Raw genomic sequence first — 22,322 nt, forward strand, 5'->3', positions numbered from 1 at the left:
CCCGTGTAGAGACCCCCCCCGGTTCCCCGGTCGAGCCCCAGGATAGCCCGGCCCTACGTTACGGTGCGCTGTTTGAGGCGGTGCAGAGCGGGCACATCTTTACCGATGGCAAAACCTTCGCCGATGCCGTTCCCCGGCGCGATCCAGATGCGATCATGGCGGACTATCTGGCCAAGAAACCTGCTGGCGAGGCGCTGAAGGCCTTCGTTCTTGCCAACTTCACCGTGCGCGGCGAAAACGACCGCGGGAGCCTTCGCGACCATGTCCGACAGCTGTGGCCACAGCTGGTCCGTCAGCCTGAACCGGCGCCCGTGGGCGGCTCCGCCCTTGCGCTGACGGCGCCTTACGTGGTGCCGGGCGGGCGGTTCCAGGAAATCTACTACTGGGACAGCTACTTCACGATGCTGGGCCTGCGGCTCGACGGCCAGCAGCCCCTCGTCGAATCCATGATCGAGAACTTCACCGGCCTGATCGAACGTGTCGGCCATATCCCCAACGGGACGCGCACCTATTACCTCGGCCGCTCGCAGCCGCCGTATTATGCGCTGATGCTGGACTTGTCACAGGACAGCGACCCCATCGTCGCCGCGCGTCGCCTCGCCGCCCTGCGCGCCGAGTACCAGTATTGGATGAAGGGCGCCGGATGCGTGAAGGGCAAGCCAGCGTGCCTGCGCGTTGTGAACATGCCTGACGGCAGCCTGCTCAATCGCTATTACGACGACCGCGACACCCCGCGCGACGAATCCTGGGCCGAAGATGTGGCTACGGCGGCGCAGGCTGCACCCCGCCCCGCTGAGCAAGTATACCGGGATCTGCGCGCAGGGGCGGAAAGCGGCTGGGACTTCTCCTCTCGCTGGCTCGCCAAGCCCGGCACGCTGGCGACGATCCACACCACCGACATCGTACCGGCCGACCTCAACAGCCTGATGTGGGCGATGGAGCGCCGAATTTCGGAGCGATGCGCGATAGCAGGCGACAAGCCCTGCGCCCGCCAGTTCGAAGCGCTGTCCGTGAAGCGAAAGAAGGCGATCAACCGCTACCTGTGGCAGCCCGGCGAATCGCGGTTTGCCGATTGGGATATGACCACCCGCAAGGCCACAGCCGTGACCAGCGCCGCCACATTGCAGCCGCTGTTCGTCGGCCTTGCCTCTCCCGCGCAGGCCAGGGCCGTCGCGGCAACCACGCAGCGCGTGCTGCTGGCTGAAGGCGGCCTGCGCACGACCGTCCTTTCCACCGGCCAGCAGTGGGACGAACCCAATGGCTGGGCGCCACTGCAGTGGGTCGCGATCGAGGGGCTTTCGAAAACCGGCTATGACGATCTGGCCCGCGACATCGCGGGTCGCTGGATCGGCACGGTACGCAGCGCTTACAGCGAAACCGGCAAGATGCTGGAGAAGTACAACATCGAAACCCGCACGCCCGGCGGCGGCGGAGAGTATCCGGTTCAAGACGGCTTCGGATGGACCAACGGCGTCGCCAGCGCCATCCTCGACAAATATCCCGAACTGGATACGCCCTGACGCGCTCGCCGCGTCAGGCGGGCGAGAAACCGGCCAGTCGCATTGCCCCGTCCAGCGAATCGCCCAATGGATCGCTCAGCTTTTCCACCGTGCGCCAGCGCAGCCAGCGGCTCATGCGCGGGGCAAGGCCGCCGACCAGCGTGCAGCGGGTGGCGCCGCGCTCGAAGATCGTCTCGATGAAGCGCTCGATGTGGCCAGCAGCGTGTTCGACGATGGAGCGGGCGATGGCGTCGTCGGCCTCCGCATAATCCATTACCAGCGGCGCGAACGTGCCATAATCGCGCGGGCTGGCATGGTCCATCCAGGCGATGGCGCGGACGGTGTCATGGTCGAAACGTTCTGTCACGGCGGCGCTGAGCGGGGTCTTGCGGGTGCGCCCGTCCAGCGCGCGCAGGGCGTGGCGCATGGCGGAAAGGCCCAGCGCCGCGCCGCTGCCCTCATCGGAAATCGGGAAGCCGTAGCCGCCTATGGTGAAATCCTCGCCGTTCAGGCGGACCTGCGCGGCGCTGCCGGTGCCGATGATGAGGATGGCGCCGTCCTGTCCGCCGTGTGCGCCCAGATTGGCGATCAGCGCATCGGTGGAATAGGCTGCGGATGCGAAGCCGAAGTCCAGCGCCTCCAGCGCCTCGCGCACGCCGGGCCGGGTCATGCCGGCGATGCCCATGCCGGCGTGGATCTGCGCGCGCTGGGCAGTGGTCAGCCCCGCTTCGGCGACGGCCTGGTCAGCGGTGTCCTTCAGCGTTTCGTACAGCGCATCCATGCCGATCCGGGCATTGGCGGTGCCGGACTTGCCATGACCGATCACCGCGCCGGCAGCATTGATCAACCGGGCGCGGCAATTGCTGCCGCCTGCGTCGATGCCGAGGAAATAGGTCATGGATGGTCTCCGGTTGCCGCAGCGGGCGAGGCAGTTTCGGCCCAGTCGCGCTGGCGTGATGTTTGACCGATTCCGGGGTTGAGCTGGTTGTGCGGATCGATGCTGCGGTAGAATTCCTGAAGGCTCGGCCGCGCGACGTAGAGGTGGCCGACATTGTGTTCGGCTGGATACTGCGCGCCGCGTTCGTCGAGCAGCGCCCACAGCGCATGTTCGAAGGCCAGCGGATCGGTCCCCTTCTTCACGACATAGTCCTGATGGAACACCTGGCAGAAGAAGTGGCCGTAATAAAGCGCATGGATCGTCTGCGCTTCGAGCGCGGCTGGCAGTTGCTCTACCCATTCGCGGGTGTTGCGCGGCAAAGCGATGTCGAGCGCGACGATATCCTCCACCTCATCGGCGTGGACGGCGCGGTAGCGCACGGCGGCGCCCGCCGCGACGAAACGGTGAAGGAACGCCTTTGCAGCCTCCTTCGCGGTGCATTCGAAATGGTCGCCCTCTTCGCCGCCGGGGAACAGGCGGCCCAGCAGTTCGCGCGCGGCCTCCACCTGCCCGCGCGGCACTTTGAGGATCAGGTGATGCGCGAAGCGGTCGCGGTAGAGGCGCATCATTTCGGGGAGATGGTCCGGGATGAAACCGCTCGACCATTGCATCAGCCTGTCGCTGAGGCCGCCGCCGATGGCCGCATCGACCCGTGCCTTGGCAGCAAACAGCGCTGGCAGCCGATCGGTGCCGAGGCGCTCGATGGCGAAGAACATATCCCGCCCATAACGGTCAGCCACGTCGAAGGCAGTACGGTGCATGTACTCGCCCGCGATCGGCAGCGTATCGAAATCGCGCAGCATGGTACGGCGCAGTTCGGTCAGGCGGCCGGGCTCGGTGGTGCCGATATAGAACGTGGTGGTTTCGTCCTCGCGCGCGAATGTGTCGAGGCGCACGGCAAAGACGATCAGCTTGCCCGCGCTTCCGGCGGCTTCGAACAGGCAGCGCGGGTCGGCGTTGAAACGGGCGGGCACTTCGCTTTCGATGTCGCGGACGTGATCGGCATAGCTGTGGTCGTGCGCCCATTTGCCTTGGGCGGGGTCTATATCGGCTTCGGTGAACGTGCCGGTGTCCAACCGTGAAAGGATCGTCTCGGGATCGTCCCCCAGCGCGATGCCAAGGTGGTTGACCAGACGCAGTGTGCCATCCGGCAGGACCTCGCCGAACAGCGCAAGCTGGGTATAGGCCGGCCCGCGCCGGATCAGCGAGCCGCCCGAATTGTTGCACACGCCGCCCACCACGGACGCGCCCAGGCAGGACGATCCGATCACCGAATGCGGCTCGCGGCCGTAGGGACGCAGCGCCTGCTCCAGCCGGTGCAGCGTGGTGCCCGGCTGGCACAATACCTGCTCTCCCTCGCGGATGACCTTGAGAGTGCCGAGCCGCGTGGTGCTGATAATGACCAGTCCGCCGGGATAGTCCGCGCCGTCCGGCGTCGATCCGCCAGTCAGGCCCGTGTTCGAGGCCTGCATGATGATCGAGACATCCGCCGCCACGCAGGCGCTCGCCGTGCGCCAAAGCTCGACCAGGCTGCCGGGGCGCACGACTGCGATGGCAGGCCCCTCGCCGGTGCGATAGCCCTTGCGGAACCGCGCTGTGGCGCGCGCAGATGTGAGGACATGGCGCTTTCCCACGGCAGTGCGCAAGGCGGCGAGGAGCTGAGGTTGGGTCATCCGGTAATGCCTTCGGGCGGATCAACGAGGCGGGATGCTCCGCCTGAACGCGTCACTTCGGCCCTGCGCAGCGGGCAGGCTTTGCGCGCACCGATGCGAAGGCGGGGTTTCACTGCGTCTGGACCTCGTCGTCGGTCATCAGGTCTTCGCCGTCCAGCCACGTCATGATCTCGCGCGCGGCGGGGTGGTCGATGCCGCCATAGCGCGCGCGCAGGCGCTCGGTCCGCGTGCCCAATCGCTCGTAGCCCACGTCCTGCAGCGCGGGAAGATCCTGCTGCAGCATCGCGGCGAATTCATCGCCCAGCAGGTGCCGCGCCGCCACGCCGAACGCCTCGCCATAGGCATAGTCGTCACCGTCTGCGTAGAGCATCGGCAGGGTCAGCGCCGGGATGCAGCCGAGATGCGCCTGGATCGCCGGGTTGATCGCATGGCCCGAGACATGCTCCCCGATCCGCGCCGGACGCCCGGTGAAGGCGCGCAGGTGCAGGAAACGCGACATGCGCGCGCCGTCGTTCACCGGGTAGTTGTCCCAAAGGCACACCGGCCGCCCGAGTTCGTCCGCCACCCGCTCAAGGTGAGAAGACCCGATCTCGCGAGAGCACACCTCCTCGCCGGTCCAGTAGACCTGCACGGCGGGATCGAGCGCGCGGCCCAGATCGCCGAGATAGTCCTCGGGCCGGTCGCCGAACACCAGGTCGAGCACAGGATCGTCGGAATAATAGGTCGGGCAGGTGTAGACGCGCGTGGCCCGGGTCAGCCCGGCGCAGAAGTTCACCACTTCCGCCTGCCGCGCCGCAAGCTGCGGCATGTCGCCGCGCAGGTCGTCGAACAGCACGGCAAGGTCGTCGACCCCGATCGCGTCGAGGTCCGCCACCCGGCGCGTCAGGTCGGCGCGGGCTTCGTCGTCGAAGGGGTGGGTCGATCCCACCGGGGTGATCGCCATGCCGAACCGCATTCCCAGCCCCCGGCACTCGGCCGAGAGACGGACCAGCGCATCGGTTTTCGCGGTGTCGTGGCCAGTGCGCCATTCACGGCGCATCGGGCGGTCGGCCTTGGGGCCATAGTGGTAGAAAGCATAGCCCGCCTCAGCGAGCGAGGACACCACATAGCTGCGCTCCGCATCGGTCCAGATGCGGCCGAAACGACCTTCGATCAGCCCGAGTTCGGGCACTTTGAATTCAGAGGTCATTCGCGGGTATCCTCACGCGTGCCGCCGATCCACGTCGCCCGTACCAGCCGGTCGTCCGAGAGGTGGACGAGGTCGGCGCGCAGGCCCGGCGCAATGCTGCCGGTTTCGTCATCGAGCCGCAGGAACGTCGCGGGGTTGCCGCTGGCCATGCGCGAGGCGGTGACGATATCGCAACCCAGCATGTCCATCGCATTGCGCAGCGCCTGCGACATGCTCAGCGCCGATCCGGCCAAAGTGCCGCCCGGCCCGCGGCAGGTGCCGTCGACCACCGCGATATCCTGATCCATCAGCGAGAACCGGCCCATCTGCCCGCCCACCGGCGGCATCGCATCGGTCACCAGCATGGCGCCGTCGATCCCGCGCGCCAGCAGCGCCACGCGCAAGGCGGCGGGGTGGACGTGAAGGCCGTCGACGATCAGGCCGAAGTGGCTCGCCCGGTCCTCCAGCGCCGCGCCGACCATGCCGGGATCGCGGCTGAGGAACTGCGTCATCGCGTTGAACAGGTGGGTGAAGCCGACCAGCCCTTCGGCCAGCGCCGCGCGGGTCTGGTCGTAATCGGCAAGGCTGTGCCCGGCGCAGACCAGCACCCCGGCCTCGGCCAGCGCGCGCACGGTGCCCTCGGGCGCCAGTTCCGGCGCGATAGTGACGATCCGGCGGCCGGTGGTGGGCGCTGTAAGCCGTGCGATGACACCCGCGTCGATCGCCGAAAAGCGCGTCTGGTCGTGGATGCCCTTCTTCGCGGCGTTGAGGTGCGGGCCTTCGATATGCACGCCCAGCACGCCGGGAACCCCGGCCTCCAGCGCCGCCTCGCCCGCTTCGATCGCGGCTTCGACGACCTGCGGATAGTCGCTGATGAGCGTGGGCAGGATGCCGGTGGTGCCATAGCGGCGGTGCGCGGCGGCAATCGCGCGGATGCCCTCGAGATTGGGCATGTCGTTGAACAGCACGTCGCCGCCGCCGTTCACCTGCGTATCGATGAAGCCCGGCAGCAGCCAGCCTCCGCCCAGATCCTGCACTTCGCAGCCCTCGGGCAGCGCGCCTTGCGCGGCGAGGCCGACGATGCGGCCTTGGTCGAAGAGCAGAGCCTGCCCCTCAACCACCCGGTCGGCCAGAACGATGCGCGCGCCGGTAAGAGCCTGAACGGTCATAGGGTGCGCGTTACCTTGTTGAGATGCGGAGGGCTGTCCGGGTTGCGGCCGCGCGCCAGCGAAAGCGCGTTGGCGAGGCCGTAGAAGCTCTGGATCTGGGCGATGGCGCCCAGAACCGGGTGCACGTCGGTGCGCGAAGGCAGCACCAGACCGGCAGGTGCCACGTCCTCGGGCGCACCGGCGGCGATCACATGCGCACCGCGCGCAGCAAAGTCCGCAAGCCGGTCCCGCAGGCCGGTGCGTGCCACGTCGAGCGGCGCCAGCGCCAGCACGGCGCTGCCTTCGCCAACCAGCGTCATCGGGCCATGCGCTACTTCGGCGATGCTGAAGGCTTCCGCGTGCAGGCTCGAGGTCTCCTTCAGCTTGAGCGCGGCTTCACCCGCGATCGGAAGGGTCGGGCCGCGGCCCAGCACCAGCATCTCGCTGGCATCCTGCAACAGTGTGACGGCATCGGTCCAGTCGGCAGTTGCGGCCGCTTCCAGTACTTCGCCGGTGCTTTCCAGCGCCGCGAGCAGGGCTTCGTCCTGGCTCCACTCGGCCACGAGGTGGGTGAGCGCGACGAGCGTGCAGACAAAGCTCTTGGTCGCGGCCACACTGGTTTCGGGTCCGGCGTGGACGGGAATGACGATCTGCGCCAGTTCGGCCAGCGGCGATCCCGCATCGTTGACCACGGCGATGACGATCGCGCCCTGTTCGCGCGCATCCTTCGCGGCGGCCAGCAGGTCGGGGCTGCGGCCGGACTGCGAGATCGCGATCAGCGGAACATTGCGGAAATTCGCCGAAGTCGCATGGTAAAGCGAGCCGATCGAAGGCGCATGGCTGAGCGTCGGCACCTTGGCATGGATTTCCAGCAGGAACTTGGCGAAGGCGGCAGCCTGGTCGGAACTGCCGCGCGCCAGAGTCGCCGCGAAAGGCGGGGCCAGATCGCGCAGTTGCCGGCCGGCATCGCGCACGAGATCAGCATTGAGGCGCAGTTGCTGCGCACAGAGCCCCGGTGCTTCACGGGCTTCGCGGGCCATCTGCGTCTGGTCCATAAGTGCCTCCAAGGTCGCGTTAGGTGTCGTCAATGTCATATCCGAGACAGATACCAGTTTAGGATTTTGGCACAAGTGGCATTAAAGTGGTTTTGTTTTTCGAGCGCATGATGATACCGGTATGGTCGACATCAGGGTCAAACCTTGGGAGCAACCATGCTGAAGATCGAAATCGCCGTGTCCGATGGACAGGGCAGCGTCAACGAGGATGCGGTGGGCCACCACGGCAACGCGGCCTGGGTGATCGACGGCGCCACCGGCATCGGCGCCTCGCTGCTGGATGCACCCTCGGACGCCGCATGGCTGGCACAGACCGCGAGCCGGCTGCTGGGTGAAGTGCTGGCGCAAAGCCCCGATCTGCCGACCGTCGAAGTGCTGCGCACCGTCATGGCGCGCTGCGCCGAGGCGCTGGAACGCGAGCAGGTTCGCCCCGCAGACTGGCCGCACGAACACCCTTCCGCCGCTTTCGCCATGGTGCGCATCATCGATGGCGAGGCCGAGTTCACAACTTTGGCCGACTGCCGGGTCGCCGCGCTGGACGAGGCCGGTAATGCGCAGCTTTTCGGTGTTTCCACGCTCGACGCCATCGAGGCACGCACACTGGCAGCGGCAAAGGCTATCCTCGATGCCAACCCCGCTGTCACGCCTGAGGCCCTCAAGGCGCAGCTTATGCCGGGCCTGCGCGCCAATCGCAGCCTGATGAACCGCGAAGGCGGCTACTGGGTGCTGGGCACCGAGCCCGCCGCCGCCGACCATGTGTGGCAGGTACGGGTTCCGCTGCGCGCGGGGCAGCGCTTCGCCATCGCCAGCGACGGTTTCCTGCGGCTTGTCGAGCTTTTCGGCGCCGCTACGCCTGCCGACATGCTCGCCATTTCCGGCGCCGGGGATGCGGCGGGCTGGATCGAACGGCTGCGCGATCTCGAGCGGCAGCCCGATTCGCTGCGCCGTTTCACGCGGGTGAAGCCGCATGACGATGCCAGCCTCGTCGTCTGCATTTGGGAGGGTACGCACTGATGCTGGTCATGGGTTACATGAGCGGAACCTCGCTCGACGGCGTCGATGTCGCGCTGGTCGAGACCGACGGGGAGCGGATCGAAGCCTTCGGACCGTCGGCGATGATGGCGTTTTCGCCCGCCGAATGCGCCGCGATAGAGCGCGCGACCGCCGATGCACTGGCGTGGAATGGCTACGGCGACAGGCCCGCCTCCTTCGCCTCTGCGGCGCAGGTTATCGAGGGCGCGCATGTCCGCGCCGGGCGCGCGGTGATCGCGCAGGCCGGGCGTGTACCCGACCTCATCGGCTTTCACGGGCAGACCCTGCTGCACCGGCCCGAGCGGCAGATTACCGTGCAGATCGGCGATCCGCAGGTCATTGCCGATGCGCTGGGGGCCTCGGTCGTCGCGCAGATGCGGCAGGACGATCTCATGGCCGGCGGGCAAGGCGCACCGCTGGTTCCGGCCTATCATGCCGCGCTGGCGGAGCGGATCGGGCCAGAGTTGAACGGGGCTGGGCCTGTGGCGTTCCTCAACGTCGGCGGCGTGGCGAACCTCACCTGGATCGGCGTGGACGGCGAACTGGTCGCCTTCGATACCGGCCCCGGCAACGGGCTGATCGACCAGGTCGTGCAGGCCCGCGGCGCCGGGCGCTACGACGACGGCGGGCGCTTCGCGGCGGCGGGAACGGTAGACGCCGGCGTGCTGGCGGACCTGCTTTCCCACCCGCATTTCCGGGGAGAAGGCCCGAAGTCGCTTGACCGCTACGACTTTCCGCTCGAATGGGCCGCCGCAAAGTCGCTGGAGGATGCGGCGGCGACGCTGACGGCGTTCACGGCGGCGGCGGTGGCGCTGACGGCGCAGGCGCTGCCTAGTCCGCCAAAGGTCTGGATCGTCTGCGGCGGCGGAAGCCACAATCCCACGTTGACGCAGGCGCTTCGCGACCTCCTCGGCGATTGCCGCACGGCAGACGACGTCGGCCTGCGCGGCGACTTCATCGAGGCCGAGGCCATGGCCTTCCTCGCAGCGCGCAGCCTGCGCGGACTGCCACTGACCTTCCCCGGCACTACTGGGGTGCCTCGCCCCCTGACCGGCGGGACGGTTTGGCATCCTGCAAAGATTGTTGAATTGGTCTGATACCACCTATTTACAAATCAATGACAGGTCTACATAGGTGTCGACGATAAAAGATCACACCGTCGAGTCTTCGGGTCGCACCGGAACGACGCAGGATCTGGTTCAGGGAATATGGAAAAGTGAGGAGTTCCTAATGGTTAAGTCAAACAGGCAAACCGTGGCATTGGCAGCGCTCGCCTTCGCTCTCGCGCAAGCGCCGGGCGTTGCTTTCGCGCAATCCGATACCGCTTCGGCATCAGCGGACGACGCAGCTCAAGGCGGCGACATCGTCGTCACCGGCACCCGCATCGCGGTTCCGGGCCTCACTTCGAGCAGCCCCGTGGCCTCGACCAGCGAGCAGCAGATCAAGCTCCAGTCGGCGCTGACCGTCGAAGACTTCTCGACCAAGATTCCCCAGCTTTCCGGCGGCGTTCGCCAGGGTTCGCAGGGCAGCGACGCGTTCGGCGCCCAGGTGCTGGAACTGCGCAACTTCGGCCAGAGCCGCTCGCTCGTCCTGATCGACGGCACTCGCGCTGCGCCTTTCAGCTTCCGTAACTCGGTCGACGTGAACGCCATCCCCGCCTCGCTCATCAAGCGCGTCGACGTGCTGACCGGCGGCGCCGCCGCAGTCTACGGCGCAGACGCGGTTGCTGGCGTGGTGAACTTCATCCTCAACGACGATTTCGTAGGCATTCGCGGCAGCGCGACTTCGCGCCTGTCCGAGCATGGCGGCGCGCAGTACGGCGGCTCGCTGATGATGGGCACCGGTCTTGGCGACCGAGGCAACATCGTCATCGCGGCGGACTACACCCAGCGCGACTTGATCCGCGCCGGCAAGCGCGACTGGGCGGCAACCCCGAACCAGACCATCCCCAGCCTCGGCGGCGTCTTCACCGACGTGGCGAGCGGACGCAAGTTCGGCTTCAGCGACAGCGGCGAGTTCAGCACAAACCCTTCGGCGACCTCGAACGTCTCCGACACCTATCCGCTGGTTTCGCCGCTCAAGCGCATCAACGTCGCCGCGCTCTACAAGTACGAGATCACGCCGCAGATCGAAGTCTACGGCCGCGCGATGTACACCAATTCGCGCACCGAAGAGACCGGCACCCCCGGCGCTACCCCGGCTTCGGTCAACCGCACGGTCTCGATCAGCGAGAGCAACCCGTTCCTCACCGACGCGATCCGCAACCAGCTTACGTTCGTCAACGGCGCGGCGCAGGTGAACGTTGCCCGCTCGCTGGGTGAACTGGGCCTCGTCAACTACGAGACCGAGCGCAACACCCTGCAGCTCCAGACCGGCCTGCGCGGTCCGCTGACCAGCGCGATCAAGTGGAACGTCTACGCCCAGTACGGCCGTTCGACCGAGAACACGCTGATCACCGGCGACGGCCTTGTCAGCAACGCGGCGGGCGCGAACAACTTCGCCTCGATCGTAAACACCGTGAACATCTTCGGCCCGAACCCGGCGCTGGGCGATGCGCTGGGCAGCTCGATCAACGGCTTCAACCGCAAGCGCGACCAGTTCGTGACGGCGGCGACCCTGAGCGGCACGCTGGAAGAGCTGTTCTCGCTCCCCGCCGGCCCGATCGGCTTCGCCATCGGCGCCGAGTACCGCCGCGAGACCGCGAGCATCGATCAGGACACCGCGCTGCTGACCGGCAACACCTACCGCCAGGGCGTGCAGGCTGCTTACAGCGGCTCGTTCGACGTCAAGGAACTCTACGGCGAAGTGCTGATCCCGGTCCTTCGCGACCTGCCGCTGATCCGCAAGCTGGACGTGGGCGGCGCCTACCGCCTGTCCGACTACAACCTGTTCGGCACCCACGGCACCTGGAAGGTCGAGGGCAACTGGGAAGTCGACCGCAATCTGCGTCTGCGCGGCACCTACCAGCGCGTGCTGCGTACCCCGAACTTCGGTGAGTTCGCGGCCAGCACTTCGTCGCTGCCGTTCAGCAACCTGGTCACCGTGGACCGCCTGAAGCCCCGTTACGGCGGCGACCCCTGCGTTCTGGGCACCGGCGACGCCGCACAGTGCGCACGCATGGGCGCGCCGGCAGCGGGTTCGGCGAACTCCAACGCTGCCAGCTACCTGACGGGCAACTACTATTACGGCGGCAACCCGGACATCAAGCCGGAGACGGGCTACACCACCACCATCGGCGGCGTACTCACCCCGACGTTCCTGCCCGGCCTGAACATCACGGTCGACTGGTACGAGCTGGACCTCAAGGGCGCCGTCGGCGTGATCCAGCCCATCGCCGCGATCACCAGTTGCTACATCACCAACCCCACCGCCGGTAACCCGCTGTGCGGACTGGTGACGCGCAACTCGGACGGCACCTTCAAGGACGCCTACGTCAACAACCAGAACCTGGGCCGCCTGCTGCAGCGCGGTCTGGACATCGGCGCCAGCTACACGCTGCGCCAGGACTGGCTGCCGGGTGAAGGCCTGCGCCTGAGCTATCAGGGCAACATCGTTACCTCGTACAAGATCCAGGCGAACTCCACCGTCGCCGCGATCCAGTGCAAGGGCACGTTCGGCGCCACCTGCTCGAGCGATGGCACCACGCTGGTCCAGCCCGACTACCGCCACACGGTCGGCGTCGGCATGCTGTTCGACAAGGGCGTGATCCAGTTCGACTGGCAGCGCATCGGCAAGGTCAAGTCGAGCACGGCCGGTTCCACCGAGACGATTTCGGCGCAGAACACCTTCGACCTCTCGGCATCGTATGACTTCACCGACACGGTGACGATGAGCGCGGGCGTCTACAACCTGTTCGACAAGAATCCCCCCCGCGTGTCGACGGGAGGCGTGTTCAACACCTTCCCCGACACGTACGATATCCTTGGACGCACGTTCGGCTTCTCGCTGACCGCGCACATCTAAGGACGTCAAACCTGCGTAGCGCCCGGTCATCCTCCTCCGGCCGGGCGCTCGCTTCTTTATTCGCGGGCCTGATGACGTAGTTCTGGCCTGACCGGAGAATAGTTCGATGATGCTGCCGTTCTCGATGGCGGACTGGCTGGTTATCGCCGCCTATCTCCTGCTGCTCCTTGCCGGGGGCTGGATCTTCACGCCGCGCAAGACCGAAACCGCGAACGACTATTTCCTCGCCGGCGGCAACGTGCCCGCATGGCTGGCGGCGATCTCGGTGCTTTCGGCCACGCAGTCCGCCGCGACGTTCCTGGGCGGCCCGGACTACGGCTACCACGGCGATCTCACCTACCTCAGCGGCAACATCGGCGGCCTGATGGGCGCGATCTTCGTGGCCCATGTGATGATCCCGCGTTTCTACGCGATCAAGGCCACCACCGCCTACGAACTGCTGACGCTGCGCTTCAGCGAGAAGGCTACGCGCTGGGCGGGCGGCATGTTCCTCGTCGGCCGTGTGTTTGCGGGCGGTGCGCGCGTGTATCTTGCCGCGATTGCGCTGGCGATGGTCATCACCGGAACCGTCGAGGCGCAGGGGATCATGATCGCGGCGGCCGTGCTGGTCGTGGCGAGCGTGATGTTCACGTTCGTCGGCGGCCTCAAGTCGGTCCTGTGGAACGACCTCATCCAGTTCGTCGTCTATCTCGGATCGGCGATTGCAGTGCTGGTGTTCCTGCGCATGTCGATCCCGGCTTCGACCGGCGACATCATCGCAGGGCTTTCCAGCACGCCCGAGGGGATCGACAAGCTCAAGGTCTTCGACTTCTCGTTCGACCTGTCGCGTCCGTTCTCGATGCTGGCGATCGTGACCGGCCTCGCGCTGCTTTACATCGCCAATGCCGGCATGGACCAGGACACCACGCAGCGCCTGCTTTCGTGCAAGGACGCGAAGACCGGCGCGCGCAGCCTTTACCTTTCGGTGATCGCGACGGTGCCGGTGGTGGGCATGTTCATTGTGATCGGCCTGCTGCTTTACGTCTTCTACGACCGGCCCGACCTGATGGGCGGCGCCACCGCCGCCGCGGGGAACGAGTTCGGCGGCGAGAAGATCTCGATCTTCATGCACTACATCCTCACCCAGCTTCCCGGCGGCCTGCGCGGTCTGGTGACCGTGGGTATCTGCGCGGCGGCAGTGGCGACCACCAACTCGGCGCTGAACGCGATGTCTTCGGTGCTGGTGCAGGACTTCTACCGCCCCTGGCGCGAGAAGCGCGCTGCCAATGTCGCGCCGGTGGCCGAACACCACTACGTGCAGGCCGGACGCGCCGGCATGGGCGTGATCGGCTTTGCGATGTTCCTGATGGCGATCGTTTCGTTCTACTGGCAGCGCTATTCCGACATGGGCCTGCTGGAATTCGCGCTGCAGGTGATGGTGTTCACCTATGCCGGCCTGCTGGGCGTGTACTTCACCGCGCTGTTCACCAATCGCGGCAACACCGGCTCGGTCATCGCCTCGCTGCTGGTGGGCTTCGTCACCATCCTGCTGCTGCAGCCGGGGATTGCCCATGCGCTGGGCCTGCCGACCATCCTGAACGGACTTTCGTTCCCCTTCCAGCTTTGCATCGGTACGGTCGTGGCCTTCGTGGTCTGCGCCGCGCCTGCGGGCACGGGGCAGCGCGCGCTTACCTCCAAACATTGATGCGCCCCACAGGGACACCAGGAAAATCATGAAGACCGAAACCCTCGACGCCCGCTACCTCGACCTCGACCTCTGGCCGACCGAACTGGCCGTGGAAGCGATGCTCGAAGGCCAGATGGCAGCCATCGCGGCGATCCAGTCGCAGACCGCAGCCATCGCCCGCGCGGCTGAGGAGGCTGCGAAGCGCCTTGGCGAAAACGGCAGGCTCGTCTTCGTCGGCGCCGGCACTTCGGGCCGCCTCGCCGTGCAGGACGGCACCGAATTGTACCCCACGTTCGGCTGGCCTATGGAGCGGATGATCTTCCTCATGGCCGGCGGCGCAGGCGCGCTGACCGAAGCCTATGAAAACGCCGAGGACGATGTCGAGGCGGGGCGCACCGAGATCATCGGTCACGCGATCGGCCCGGCAGACGTGGTGATCGGCGTCGCCGCCAGTGGCCGCACGCCCTACACCGTCGCCGCGATCGAGCAGGCCCGCGCGGCCGGCGCGCTGACCATCGCCATCGCCAACAACGCAGGATCGGTGCTGGGCGAAAAGGCAGAGCATGCGATCGTCGCAGTCACCGGCAGCGAAGTCGTCGCCGGGTCCACCCGCATGAAGGCGGGCACTGCGCAGAAGGCCGTCCTCAACCTGCTCTCCACCGCGATCATGATCCGCCGGGGCCTCGTCTATCAGGGCCGGATGGTCGCCATGCGCATATCCAATGCGAAGCTCTTGCAACGGGGGCGCGGCATGGTTCAGGATATCGCCGGAGTGGATGCCGGTGTGGCGGCCCGCGCACTCGAGACGGCAGGAAGCGAAATCCGGCTCGGCGTGATCGTTGCCATGGGGGTTCCCCTCGAAGACGGACGCGCTCTCCTCGAGGCGCACGGGGGTAGTCTGCGCGAAGTCCTGAAGGTCCTGGAAAGGCGAGATTGACCGAAGATGCGTGACATTGCCTGGACTCGCAGTGACGAAGGGACGCCGCTGTACCTGCAGCTCGCGCGGTCCCTGCGCGAGCACATCAGCAGCGGCGGCATCGATCCGGGCAGCGCCCTTCCCTCCGAACGCGATCTCAGCGAAATGGCGGGGATGTCGCGCGTTACAGTGCGCAAGGGCATCGAACAGCTGATCGACGAAGGTGTTCTGTTCCGCAAACAGGGCTCAGGTACTTTCGTCGCGCGCCGCATCGAGGCACCGGGCGCCAAACTCAGCAGCTTTTCCGACGACACACGATCACGCGGCGAAGACCCCGGCGTGGTATGGATATACAAGTCCTACGCCCAGCCCACGGAAGAAGAAGCCGCCGCGCTCAATGTCTCGACGACGGCAAAGGTCGCTCGTCTGGGCCGAGTGCGCCTGGCCGGCGGTGAGCCGCTGGCGATCGAACATGCGGTGATCCCCGCCACCTTCATGCCCGACCTCGAAAGCCTGGGAGATTCGCTTTACCAAGCTTTGGAAAGTCACGGTTTTCGCCCCACCTCCGGCACCCAGCGCGTGCGCGCTTCGCTGGCGACGCCCACCGAAGCTGGCATTCTTTGCGTAGAGCAGAATTCCGAAGTGCTGCGGATCGAACGCAAGACGCGGATTCCCGACGGGCGCATCGTCGAATTCACCCGATCGGTCTATCGCGGCGACCGCTACGAATTCGTGACCGAACTCAACGAAGTCTGAAGTCTTGCGAGCCGGTTCGCACCGGCTCGTCTATATTCAGGCCTTCCGGGCGAACCAGATTACGTGATCGTGGCCCTTGCCGTTGGTGTAGGCCTTCACTTCCAAAGCCTCCACCTCAAAACCGGCTTCCGCCAGTTCCACGGTGAACTTGGGCTCGGGAGTAGCTGACCAGATGGCAAGGACACCGCCCGGCTTGAGCGCCACCATGGCAGCCTTCAGGCCATGCGGCGAATAAAGATGATCGTTCAGGCGCCGCGTCAGCCCTTCGGGCCCATTGTCAACGTCAAGCAGGATCGCATCGTAAGCGTCCCGCGCCGTGTCGATCAGCATCGCGACATCATCGCTGACGAGCACGACTCGCGGATCTTCCAGGCAATTGCCGGTCAGCTCCCGCATCGGGCCGCGTGCCCATTCGATGATCTCGGGGACGATCTCCACCACCGTCACGCTCGCATCGTCACCCAGGGCGGCGAGCGCAGCGCGCAGGGTGAAGCCCATGCCGTAACCCCCGATCAACAGCTGCGGCGCTGCGCGGTCGCCCAGACGCTCGCACGTCATCGTCGCGAGCGCTTCTTCCGACGCGATGATATCCGTGCTCATCAGCTCGTTACGGTCGAGAAGAATGGCGAAATCATCACCATTGCGCACGAGCTTAAGCTCCACGCCATCGGGCACGCGAGCGGTGCCGATCAGTTCATCTTCGGCCGTTGGCTGCAGCATTGGCTCGATCATCACGGCACCTTTCGGAAGTGTCAGTTTACTTCCGGCGTGCCTTACGCGCAGCATACTTCGCATCGCGAGCCGCCTTGCGTTCGGCTTCGGTAAGTTCGGGGGGCGGAGCAGCCGCAATCGCGTCAAGCTTCGCCTGTTCGGCCTTCGCAGCCTTTTCGGCAATCTTCGCTTCGCGGGCGGCCTTGGAGGCCTCGCGCTTGGCGGCCTGAGCGGCCTCACGTTCGGCGGCCTTCGCCAGACGCTCTGCCTGCACGGCCGGGTCGATCGGGGCCTTCGACTTCAGCAGCTCAAGAGCTTTCGCCCGAGCCTGCGCGGCGGCATTCACCCGGTCCTGAATGCCCGGTTCCTTGTATCCTGCCATCAACTGCTACCTAATTCTCTTCTGATCATCTTGAATCGGAAAAGCGGCGCACCTGAAAGGCGCGCCGCTTCCGTTAAACCGTTCAGGCCGGCTGAAGGTTGACAGCCGAGGTCTTGCCACGGCGATCGGTTTCCAGCTCGTAAGAAACGCGCTGTTCCTTGTCGAGCGTGCGCATGCCAGCGCGCTCAACGGCCGAGATGTGCACGAAAGCGTCGTCACCGCCGCCCTCAGGCGCGATAAAACCATAACCCTTGTCGGCGTTGAAGAACTTTACTTTTCCGGTAATCATGGGACGCATTCCTTGTCCGAGGTTGGCGGGCATACACCAACGTGGTGCATCCCGGCTTCGCGAAGCAACTAAGGGACAAAGGGAGCAGCTGAAGCGGCCCGATATCCGTCGATGGCGACATCAGCGTCGACGCCCATAGCACATTCTTTGCAGATAGCCATGACTGGTGTGAAATGGTTCGCGGGACGTGGAAAACATCTGGCCCCATCCTGGGGGGCCATCTGCTCCTCGCCAGAAGCGGCGTTACGCCGCAGGCGCCCTTGCAGTACTGCCCCGCACTATCAGTTCGTGCGGCAAGAGCAGATGCGACTGCGCGCCGCCAGCCTGTTTGCGGAACTGCGGGTCCACCAAAATGTCGACCGCCGCCCCGGCCATTTCCGCCTTGGGCTGGCGAATAGTGGTCAGCTGCGGCCAGGCTGCGCGCGACGAGGCGGCATCGTCGAAACCGCAGATCGACAGTGTCTCGGGCACGGCGATTCCCAGTTTCATCGCAGTGATGAGGGCGCCCAGCGCCATGTCGTCGTTCGCGGCGAAGATGGCGGTCGGTCGGTCCGGGCCCGCTAGCAGCCGCTCGCCCAGTTCCAAGCCGGCGCGAAAAGTGAAATCGCCGCGCAGAATGGCGTTTTCGTCCACTGCGACACCTGCCTGCACCATGGCATCGCGAAAGCCATCCTCGCGCCTCACCGAGGAGCGGTGGCTCTCCGGCCCCTGAATGAAGGCGATGCGGCGGTGCCCCAGCCCTAGCAGGTAATCGGTCATCTCGCGCGCTGCGCTGCGATCGTCCATACTCACGCTGCCCGATGACAAGGCCTTCGAGCCTGGCGCGACGAGCACCATCGGCAACCCCGCCTCCGCGAAGAGGGCGGTCAGCGCCGCTTCGTCGCAGATGGGCGGGGCGATGATGGCACCGTCGAGGCGCAGCGCCGCGATGCTGGAGCGCACCTGCCCCTCCCAGCCCGCGCCGGCAAGGTCGACCGGCTCAACGACGAGGTGATAACTGCGCTCACGGCAGCGCATCAGCGCGCCATGCTGGACATCGGCGGCATAGCCCGAAACCGGATCGTCGATGAACAGGCCGAGCAGGTAGGACCGCGAACTGGACAGGCTGCGGGCAAAGGCATTGGGCCGGTAATCGAGTTCGGCAACGACCCGCTCCACCCGTTCGCGCAGCTCCGGGCGGACATGCGCCTCGCCGTTGATAACGCGTGAGACGGTCTTGGCCGAAACGCCGGCCCGGGCAGCCACGTCCTTGATGGTGATGACGCTCATGCCGGCATCTCGCGCGGGGGGGCACAGAATACTGCAAACGCCCCGATGGCGACATAGCACGCCGCCGGCAGCATCAGTGCGGGCAGAAGGCCGATCGCGTCGGCCAGTACCCCCGTCAACATGGGGACGACAGCCCCGCCCACCACCGCCATACACAGCCACATCGAGGCCAGAGGAGCCAGCCTCGCATCGCGCGGCATCGCCATCGCATAGATCGTCGGATACATGATCGCATTGCACAGCCCCACCGCGATCAGGGCGGCGGAACCGGCCAGGCCTGGCAGCACGATCGCCGCAGCCGTCAGCAGGACCGCGCCCAGCGCAGCATAAAGCAGCAGCGCTGCTTCGCCCATGCGCGTCATCAGCCAGGCCCCGGCGAAGCGGCCCACCATCGCCCCGGCCCAGTACAGGCTCACCATCCGTCCGGCACTGACGGGGGATAGCGACAGGCGCTCGGGCAGCATCAATACGTTGGTCATCAATGTCCCGATCGTCACTTCTGCGCCCACATAGACGAAGATGGCGACGGTTCCCCATAGCAGGCGTGGATCACCCAGCACGGCGAATATCTGCCGGCTCGATCTTTCGGGCAGACCGTCGGACGCAGCAGCGGCATCGTGAAGCAATCCGCGGTAGCCCAGATAAAACGTGGAGAGGGCCGCCAGCACAACTCCGGAAAACACGAAAGGCAAAGACGCCCTGACTGCCGCATCGCTACCGGGCGCGACTTCCGCCAGCAGGAAAGGCGCGCTCACCAGCGGCCCCATCACCGTGCCGAGCGAATTGAACCCCTGCAGCAGCGTCAGCCGAAATGCCGCACTGCGCGATGGCCCTATCACGGTAACCACGGTGTTGGAGGCGATCTGCAGCACTGTCTGCCCCGCCGAAAGCAGCAGCAGCGCGCCCAGCACCAGCACGAACTGCCGCGCGCTCTGCGCAATTCCCAGCGCCAGGCAGCCAGCGGTCATGACCGAAAGCCCGAAAGCGATTGCCCGCATGTAGCCGATTCGCACCACGGCCAGTGCGGCAGGCAGTGCGAAAAACAGATAACTGGAATGAAAAGCGAGCTGGATGAGCAGCGCGCCTTTGTAATCCAGCGTCAGGATCGCCTTGAGCTGGGGCACCAGCAGGCTGACCGCCGAGCTGAGAAAACCGCCGATGAAGAACACCCCGATCGACAGCCAGAACAGCCGTTTCGCCACGCACTCCGGGGACTTAGGCGGTAAAATCGACGGCTTTGAAACGGTCATGGAAGACACCTAGAGTACCCTTGGCCGCATTGCAAAAGGTCGAAGCGGATAGAACACAGTTTCTGACATCGATGTCAAATCACACATTGACAACGATGTCAGGATTTGGTTTCTGCACTGCGACAACACGACACATCTGGGAGGATGAACATGACGAGGCACGCACTCGTCGCGAGCACAGCGCTTGCGACTTGCCTATTTTCCGTATCCGCCGCGCATGCACAGGACGCCGCCACACCGCAGGCCGCGCCGCAGGCTGCATCCGACAGTGACATCATCGTCACTGCGACGCGCCGCGAAACCACGCTGCAATCCACCCCGATCGCGGTTTCGGCCTTTAGCCAGGATACGCTGAACAAGAACCAGGTGAAGGACGTCACCGACCTGGCCCGCTTCGTTCCCTCGCTGCAGTTCAACCAACAGGGCGACCAGTCGGCCGTGCTGCTGACCCTTCGCGGCATCGGCAACGACAGCGCCTATACCGAAGTCGCCGATCCCGAAGTGGCAATCTACATCGACGGGATCTATTCGCCCCGCTCGCAGGGTGCCTCGGTGCTGATGTACGACATGGAGCGCGTCGAAGTGCTGCGCGGGCCCCAGGGCACGCTGTTCGGCCGCAACGCCACCGTGGGCGCGCTCAGCCTGATCTCGGCCAAGCCCAAGCTCGGCAAGTTCGAAGGCAACGTCGAGCTGACCGCCGGCAATTACCGCCGCTTCGGCGTGCGCGGCGCGATCAACATCCCCGTGACCGACACCCTGGCCTTCCGTGTCGCCTTCGTCAGCGACCGCCACGACGGCTACGCCTCGTACCAGCCAGCGCCGGAGATCGCCGGTATCAACCGGTCGGCCTTCGTCACCACCGGCAAGAAGTACTACGCCGCCGACCAGCAATCAGGCCGTGTCTCGATGCTGTGGCAGCCCAGTGACCGCTTCAGCTGGAACCTCTCCGGCGAAGGTTTCCTCGATAACGGCGCCCCGGTGATCGGCCTGCTGCAGACGCCCCGTGCAGGCACCAAGCGCTGGTCGACACTTTCCGACACCGCACCCGACACCAACCGCTACTCGGTCGCCGCGCGCAGCACGATGAACTACGACCTTACCGACGGGATCCAGCTGAGCTACATCGCCGGCTGGTCGCGCATCGGCGGCAGCACCCGGACCGACGCCGATGCGGGCGCCCTGCCCCCGACCGGCCTGATCGATGCCGACGGCAACGACCTGCCGCTGGGCGCCTTCAACGAGAACCGCACGCTGTCCTCGCGCTATGATTTCCAGAGCCACGAGGTCCAGCTGAAGTCAACTGGCGAACAGGCTGTCGACTGGATTCTGGGTGCCTACTACAGCCACGAAAAGAACAAGATCCGCTTCGATATCGACCAGCGCAACGGCTACCGCGACGGCACCTTCAGCTGGGCCGGCAGCTTCATCCAGGCCGACCGCGAGATCGACAGCCGCGCCGCGTTCGGCCAGGCCGTGTGGCACGCTACTGACTGGCTGCGCCTGACCGGCGGCCTGCGCTACACCTCGGACAAGAAGCAGGACATCGGCGGTCGCAATGTCACCTTCGACAGTTGCCCCGCAACCCTGCCGGCCGACGCCTGCCAGGGCGGCATCTTCGGTGCCTATCCCAATGCGAGCGCTGCCGAACTGGTCGCCCTTCTGCCCGGCTTCTCGATCTCGAACAACGACGTGAAGGGCAAGTGGGACAAGCTGACATATCTTGCCCGCGTCGACGCCGACCTGGCCCCCGATACGCTGGGCTATGCCAGCCTTTCCACCGGCTTCAAGTCGGGCAACATCCAGGATAACGCCGGCCTGACCGACCCGGAAACCCTGACCAACTACGAAGTCGGCCTCAAGACCCGCTTCCTCGATCGCCGCGTGACGTTGAACCTTGCTGCCTACTATTCCGACTTCAAGGGATACCAGGTCAACCAGGCCGTCACTTTCCGCGATGCCGAGGGCAACGTGGTACGCAGCCAGATCGTCACCCAGAACGCCAAGGGCGCGAAAGCTTACGGTCTCGAAGCGGAACTCAACGCCAACCTGACCAATGCCGACCGCCTGCAGTTCTCCGGCACGCTCCAGAAGACCAAGCTGGAATATCTGGAGAGCGTCGACGGACGGCTTTACGATGGTGGCAAGGCGTCCTCGATCGCGCAGCTCCAAGGCAACGAACTGGCGCACGCACCGCGCTTCTCGGCCAGCATCAGCTACGAACACGACTTCGAGCTGGCGAGCGGAGCCACGATCACCCCGCGCTTCACCACGCACTACGAGACCAAGAGCTGGCTGAGCTACTTCAACGGCGACGCCAACCCCTTCGTCAACGCCAACGATCCGGCGGACAACATGCCCGATCGCGGCACCAACGGCACCAGCTGGGATCGCCAGAAGGCCTACTTCCGTTCGGACGCATCGCTGCGTTTCACTTCGGCGGACCAGAACTACACGGTCGAGGCGTTCATCCAGAACATCGAGAACGGCAGGATTCGCACGAATGCCAGCGCATTCGGCGCGCCGCGCTACGATCCGGTGTTCCTGTCCAACCTTCAGCCGCCGCGCACCTGGGGCGTCCGCGCCCGCGCGAGCTTCTGACCCTGAGCCA

The 22,322-nt window shown here is 65.7% G+C and carries 18 protein-coding genes; 8 read left to right on the forward strand and 10 right to left on the reverse strand.

The genetic code is table 11. The annotated features are described in order from the left end of the window. Positions 1–1,520 (forward strand): alpha,alpha-trehalase TreF (gene treF, locus GVL61_RS15005; protein ID WP_235037716.1); only part of this gene is annotated, 1,520 nt, incomplete at its 5' end. 13 nt (positions 1,521–1,533) lie between these two features. On the opposite strand, the gene GVL61_RS15010 is transcribed toward treF, so the two are convergent. The 5 genes from GVL61_RS15010 to GVL61_RS15030 all read right to left on the reverse strand — a co-directional run bounded on the left by GVL61_RS15010 (position 1,534) and on the right by GVL61_RS15030 (position 7,480). Beyond that, complete coding sequence (locus GVL61_RS15010; protein ID WP_159981471.1) at positions 1,534–2,397, reverse strand: BadF/BadG/BcrA/BcrD ATPase family protein; 864 nt, start codon at positions 2,395–2,397, stop codon at positions 1,534–1,536. Then, entirely contained in the window at positions 2,394–4,109 is a 1,716-nt protein-coding gene (gene dld / locus GVL61_RS15015; RefSeq protein WP_159981472.1) for a D-lactate dehydrogenase, read from the reverse strand. Before dld ends, GVL61_RS15010 begins: the two co-directional genes overlap by 4 nt. A gap of 109 nt (positions 4,110–4,218) precedes the next feature. After that, positions 4,219–5,298, reverse strand: a complete 1,080-nt coding sequence (locus GVL61_RS15020; protein WP_159981473.1) for a beta-N-acetylglucosaminidase domain-containing protein — start codon at positions 5,296–5,298, stop codon at positions 4,219–4,221. After that, positions 5,295–6,446 (reverse strand): N-acetylglucosamine-6-phosphate deacetylase, encoded by a 1,152-nt coding sequence (gene nagA, locus GVL61_RS15025; protein ID WP_159981474.1) that lies wholly within the window; start codon positions 6,444–6,446, stop codon positions 5,295–5,297. The genes GVL61_RS15020 and nagA overlap by 4 nt, the downstream gene beginning before the upstream one ends. Continuing rightward, the gene (locus GVL61_RS15030) at positions 6,443–7,480 is read right to left on the reverse strand and encodes an SIS domain-containing protein (RefSeq protein ID WP_235037717.1); all 1,038 of its coding nucleotides are present in this window, start codon (positions 7,478–7,480) and stop codon (positions 6,443–6,445) included. Before GVL61_RS15030 ends, nagA begins: the two co-directional genes overlap by 4 nt. Positions 7,481–7,636: 156 nt before the next feature. Here GVL61_RS15030 and GVL61_RS15035 point away from each other — a divergent pair, with 156 nt between their 5' ends. The 6 genes from GVL61_RS15035 to GVL61_RS15060 all read left to right on the forward strand — a co-directional run bounded on the left by GVL61_RS15035 (position 7,637) and on the right by GVL61_RS15060 (position 15,813). Continuing rightward, entirely contained in the window at positions 7,637–8,494 is an 858-nt protein-coding gene (locus tag GVL61_RS15035; protein ID WP_159981476.1) for a protein phosphatase 2C domain-containing protein, read from the forward strand. Next, entirely contained in the window at positions 8,494–9,609 is a 1,116-nt protein-coding gene (locus tag GVL61_RS15040; RefSeq protein WP_159981477.1) for an anhydro-N-acetylmuramic acid kinase, read from the forward strand. The genes GVL61_RS15035 and GVL61_RS15040 overlap by 1 nt, the downstream gene beginning before the upstream one ends. A 133-nt stretch (positions 9,610–9,742) precedes the next feature. Continuing rightward, a complete protein-coding gene (locus tag GVL61_RS15045) occupies positions 9,743–12,475 on the forward strand; it encodes a TonB-dependent receptor (protein ID WP_159981478.1) in 2,733 nt (910 codons plus the stop codon). Positions 12,476–12,581: 106 nt separating this feature from the next. Next, the gene (locus tag GVL61_RS15050) at positions 12,582–14,159 is read left to right on the forward strand and encodes a sodium:solute symporter (protein ID WP_159981479.1); all 1,578 of its coding nucleotides are present in this window, start codon (positions 12,582–12,584) and stop codon (positions 14,157–14,159) included. A 28-nt stretch (positions 14,160–14,187) separates the two neighbouring features. Beyond that, on the forward strand, positions 14,188–15,078 hold the full coding sequence (locus GVL61_RS15055) for an N-acetylmuramic acid 6-phosphate etherase (protein WP_200844803.1): 891 nt from the start codon (positions 14,188–14,190) through the stop codon (positions 15,076–15,078). 6 nt (positions 15,079–15,084) lie between these two features. Further along, positions 15,085–15,813: a GntR family transcriptional regulator gene (locus GVL61_RS15060; protein ID WP_159981480.1), complete on the forward strand. Its 729-nt coding sequence runs from the start codon at positions 15,085–15,087 to the stop codon at positions 15,811–15,813. A 36-nt stretch (positions 15,814–15,849) separates the two neighbouring features. Here the strand turns inward: GVL61_RS15060 and GVL61_RS15065 are convergent, their stop codons facing one another. The 5 genes from GVL61_RS15065 to GVL61_RS15085 all read right to left on the reverse strand — a co-directional run bounded on the left by GVL61_RS15065 (position 15,850) and on the right by GVL61_RS15085 (position 19,714). Next, a complete protein-coding gene (locus tag GVL61_RS15065) occupies positions 15,850–16,545 on the reverse strand; it encodes a spermidine synthase (RefSeq protein WP_235037718.1) in 696 nt (231 codons plus the stop codon). Between the two features lie 25 nt (positions 16,546–16,570). After that, positions 16,571–16,906: a DUF6481 family protein gene (locus GVL61_RS15070; RefSeq protein ID WP_159981482.1), complete on the reverse strand. Its 336-nt coding sequence runs from the start codon at positions 16,904–16,906 to the stop codon at positions 16,571–16,573. 82 nt (positions 16,907–16,988) lie between these two features. Beyond that, entirely contained in the window at positions 16,989–17,195 is a 207-nt protein-coding gene (locus tag GVL61_RS15075; RefSeq protein ID WP_007684000.1) for a cold-shock protein, read from the reverse strand. 243 nt (positions 17,196–17,438) lie between these two features. After that, positions 17,439–18,464, reverse strand: coding sequence for a LacI family DNA-binding transcriptional regulator (locus tag GVL61_RS15080; protein ID WP_159981483.1), 1,026 nt, complete (start codon positions 18,462–18,464; stop codon positions 17,439–17,441). Continuing rightward, positions 18,461–19,714 (reverse strand): MFS transporter, encoded by a 1,254-nt coding sequence (locus tag GVL61_RS15085; RefSeq protein ID WP_159981484.1) that lies wholly within the window; start codon positions 19,712–19,714, stop codon positions 18,461–18,463. Before GVL61_RS15085 ends, GVL61_RS15080 begins: the two co-directional genes overlap by 4 nt. 150 nt (positions 19,715–19,864) lie before the next feature. Here GVL61_RS15085 and GVL61_RS15090 point away from each other — a divergent pair, with 150 nt between their 5' ends. Next, complete coding sequence (locus GVL61_RS15090; RefSeq protein ID WP_159981485.1) at positions 19,865–22,312, forward strand: TonB-dependent receptor; 2,448 nt, start codon at positions 19,865–19,867, stop codon at positions 22,310–22,312. Positions 22,313–22,322 lie beyond the last annotated feature (10 nt).

It is taken from the genome of Novosphingobium sp. 18050 (assembly GCF_902706195.1).
In the GTDB taxonomy this organism is placed as follows: domain Bacteria; phylum Pseudomonadota; class Alphaproteobacteria; order Sphingomonadales; family Sphingomonadaceae; genus Novosphingobium.

Excerpts from the sequence above, each read along its gene's own strand:
- nagA (WP_159981474.1), bottom strand. The coding sequence starts at position 6,446 with ATGACCGTTCAGGCTCTTACCGGCGCGCGCATCGTTCTGGCCGACCGG.
- GVL61_RS15045 (WP_159981478.1), top strand. The coding sequence starts at position 9,743 with ATGGTTAAGTCAAACAGGCAAACCGTGGCATTGGCAGCGCTCGCCTTC.
- GVL61_RS15050 (WP_159981479.1), top strand. The coding sequence starts at position 12,582 with ATGATGCTGCCGTTCTCGATGGCGGACTGGCTGGTTATCGCCGCCTAT.
- GVL61_RS15035 (WP_159981476.1), top strand. The coding sequence starts at position 7,637 with ATGCTGAAGATCGAAATCGCCGTGTCCGATGGACAGGGCAGCGTCAAC.
- GVL61_RS15040 (WP_159981477.1), top strand. The coding sequence starts at position 8,494 with ATGCTGGTCATGGGTTACATGAGCGGAACCTCGCTCGACGGCGTCGAT.
- GVL61_RS15020 (WP_159981473.1), bottom strand. The coding sequence starts at position 5,298 with ATGACCTCTGAATTCAAAGTGCCCGAACTCGGGCTGATCGAAGGTCGT.
- GVL61_RS15055 (WP_200844803.1), top strand. The coding sequence starts at position 14,188 with ATGAAGACCGAAACCCTCGACGCCCGCTACCTCGACCTCGACCTCTGG.
- GVL61_RS15070 (WP_159981482.1), bottom strand. The coding sequence starts at position 16,906 with ATGGCAGGATACAAGGAACCGGGCATTCAGGACCGGGTGAATGCCGCC.
- GVL61_RS15075 (WP_007684000.1), bottom strand. The coding sequence starts at position 17,195 with ATGATTACCGGAAAAGTAAAGTTCTTCAACGCCGACAAGGGTTATGGT.
- GVL61_RS15090 (WP_159981485.1), top strand. The coding sequence starts at position 19,865 with ATGACGAGGCACGCACTCGTCGCGAGCACAGCGCTTGCGACTTGCCTA.
- GVL61_RS15085 (WP_159981484.1), bottom strand. The coding sequence starts at position 19,714 with ATGACCGTTTCAAAGCCGTCGATTTTACCGCCTAAGTCCCCGGAGTGC.
- GVL61_RS15060 (WP_159981480.1), top strand. The coding sequence starts at position 15,085 with ATGCGTGACATTGCCTGGACTCGCAGTGACGAAGGGACGCCGCTGTAC.
- GVL61_RS15010 (WP_159981471.1), bottom strand. The coding sequence starts at position 2,397 with ATGACCTATTTCCTCGGCATCGACGCAGGCGGCAGCAATTGCCGCGCC.
- GVL61_RS15065 (WP_235037718.1), bottom strand. The coding sequence starts at position 16,545 with ATGATCGAGCCAATGCTGCAGCCAACGGCCGAAGATGAACTGATCGGC.
- dld (WP_159981472.1), bottom strand. The coding sequence starts at position 4,109 with ATGACCCAACCTCAGCTCCTCGCCGCCTTGCGCACTGCCGTGGGAAAG.
- GVL61_RS15080 (WP_159981483.1), bottom strand. The coding sequence starts at position 18,464 with ATGAGCGTCATCACCATCAAGGACGTGGCTGCCCGGGCCGGCGTTTCG.
- GVL61_RS15030 (WP_235037717.1), bottom strand. The coding sequence starts at position 7,480 with ATGGACCAGACGCAGATGGCCCGCGAAGCCCGTGAAGCACCGGGGCTC.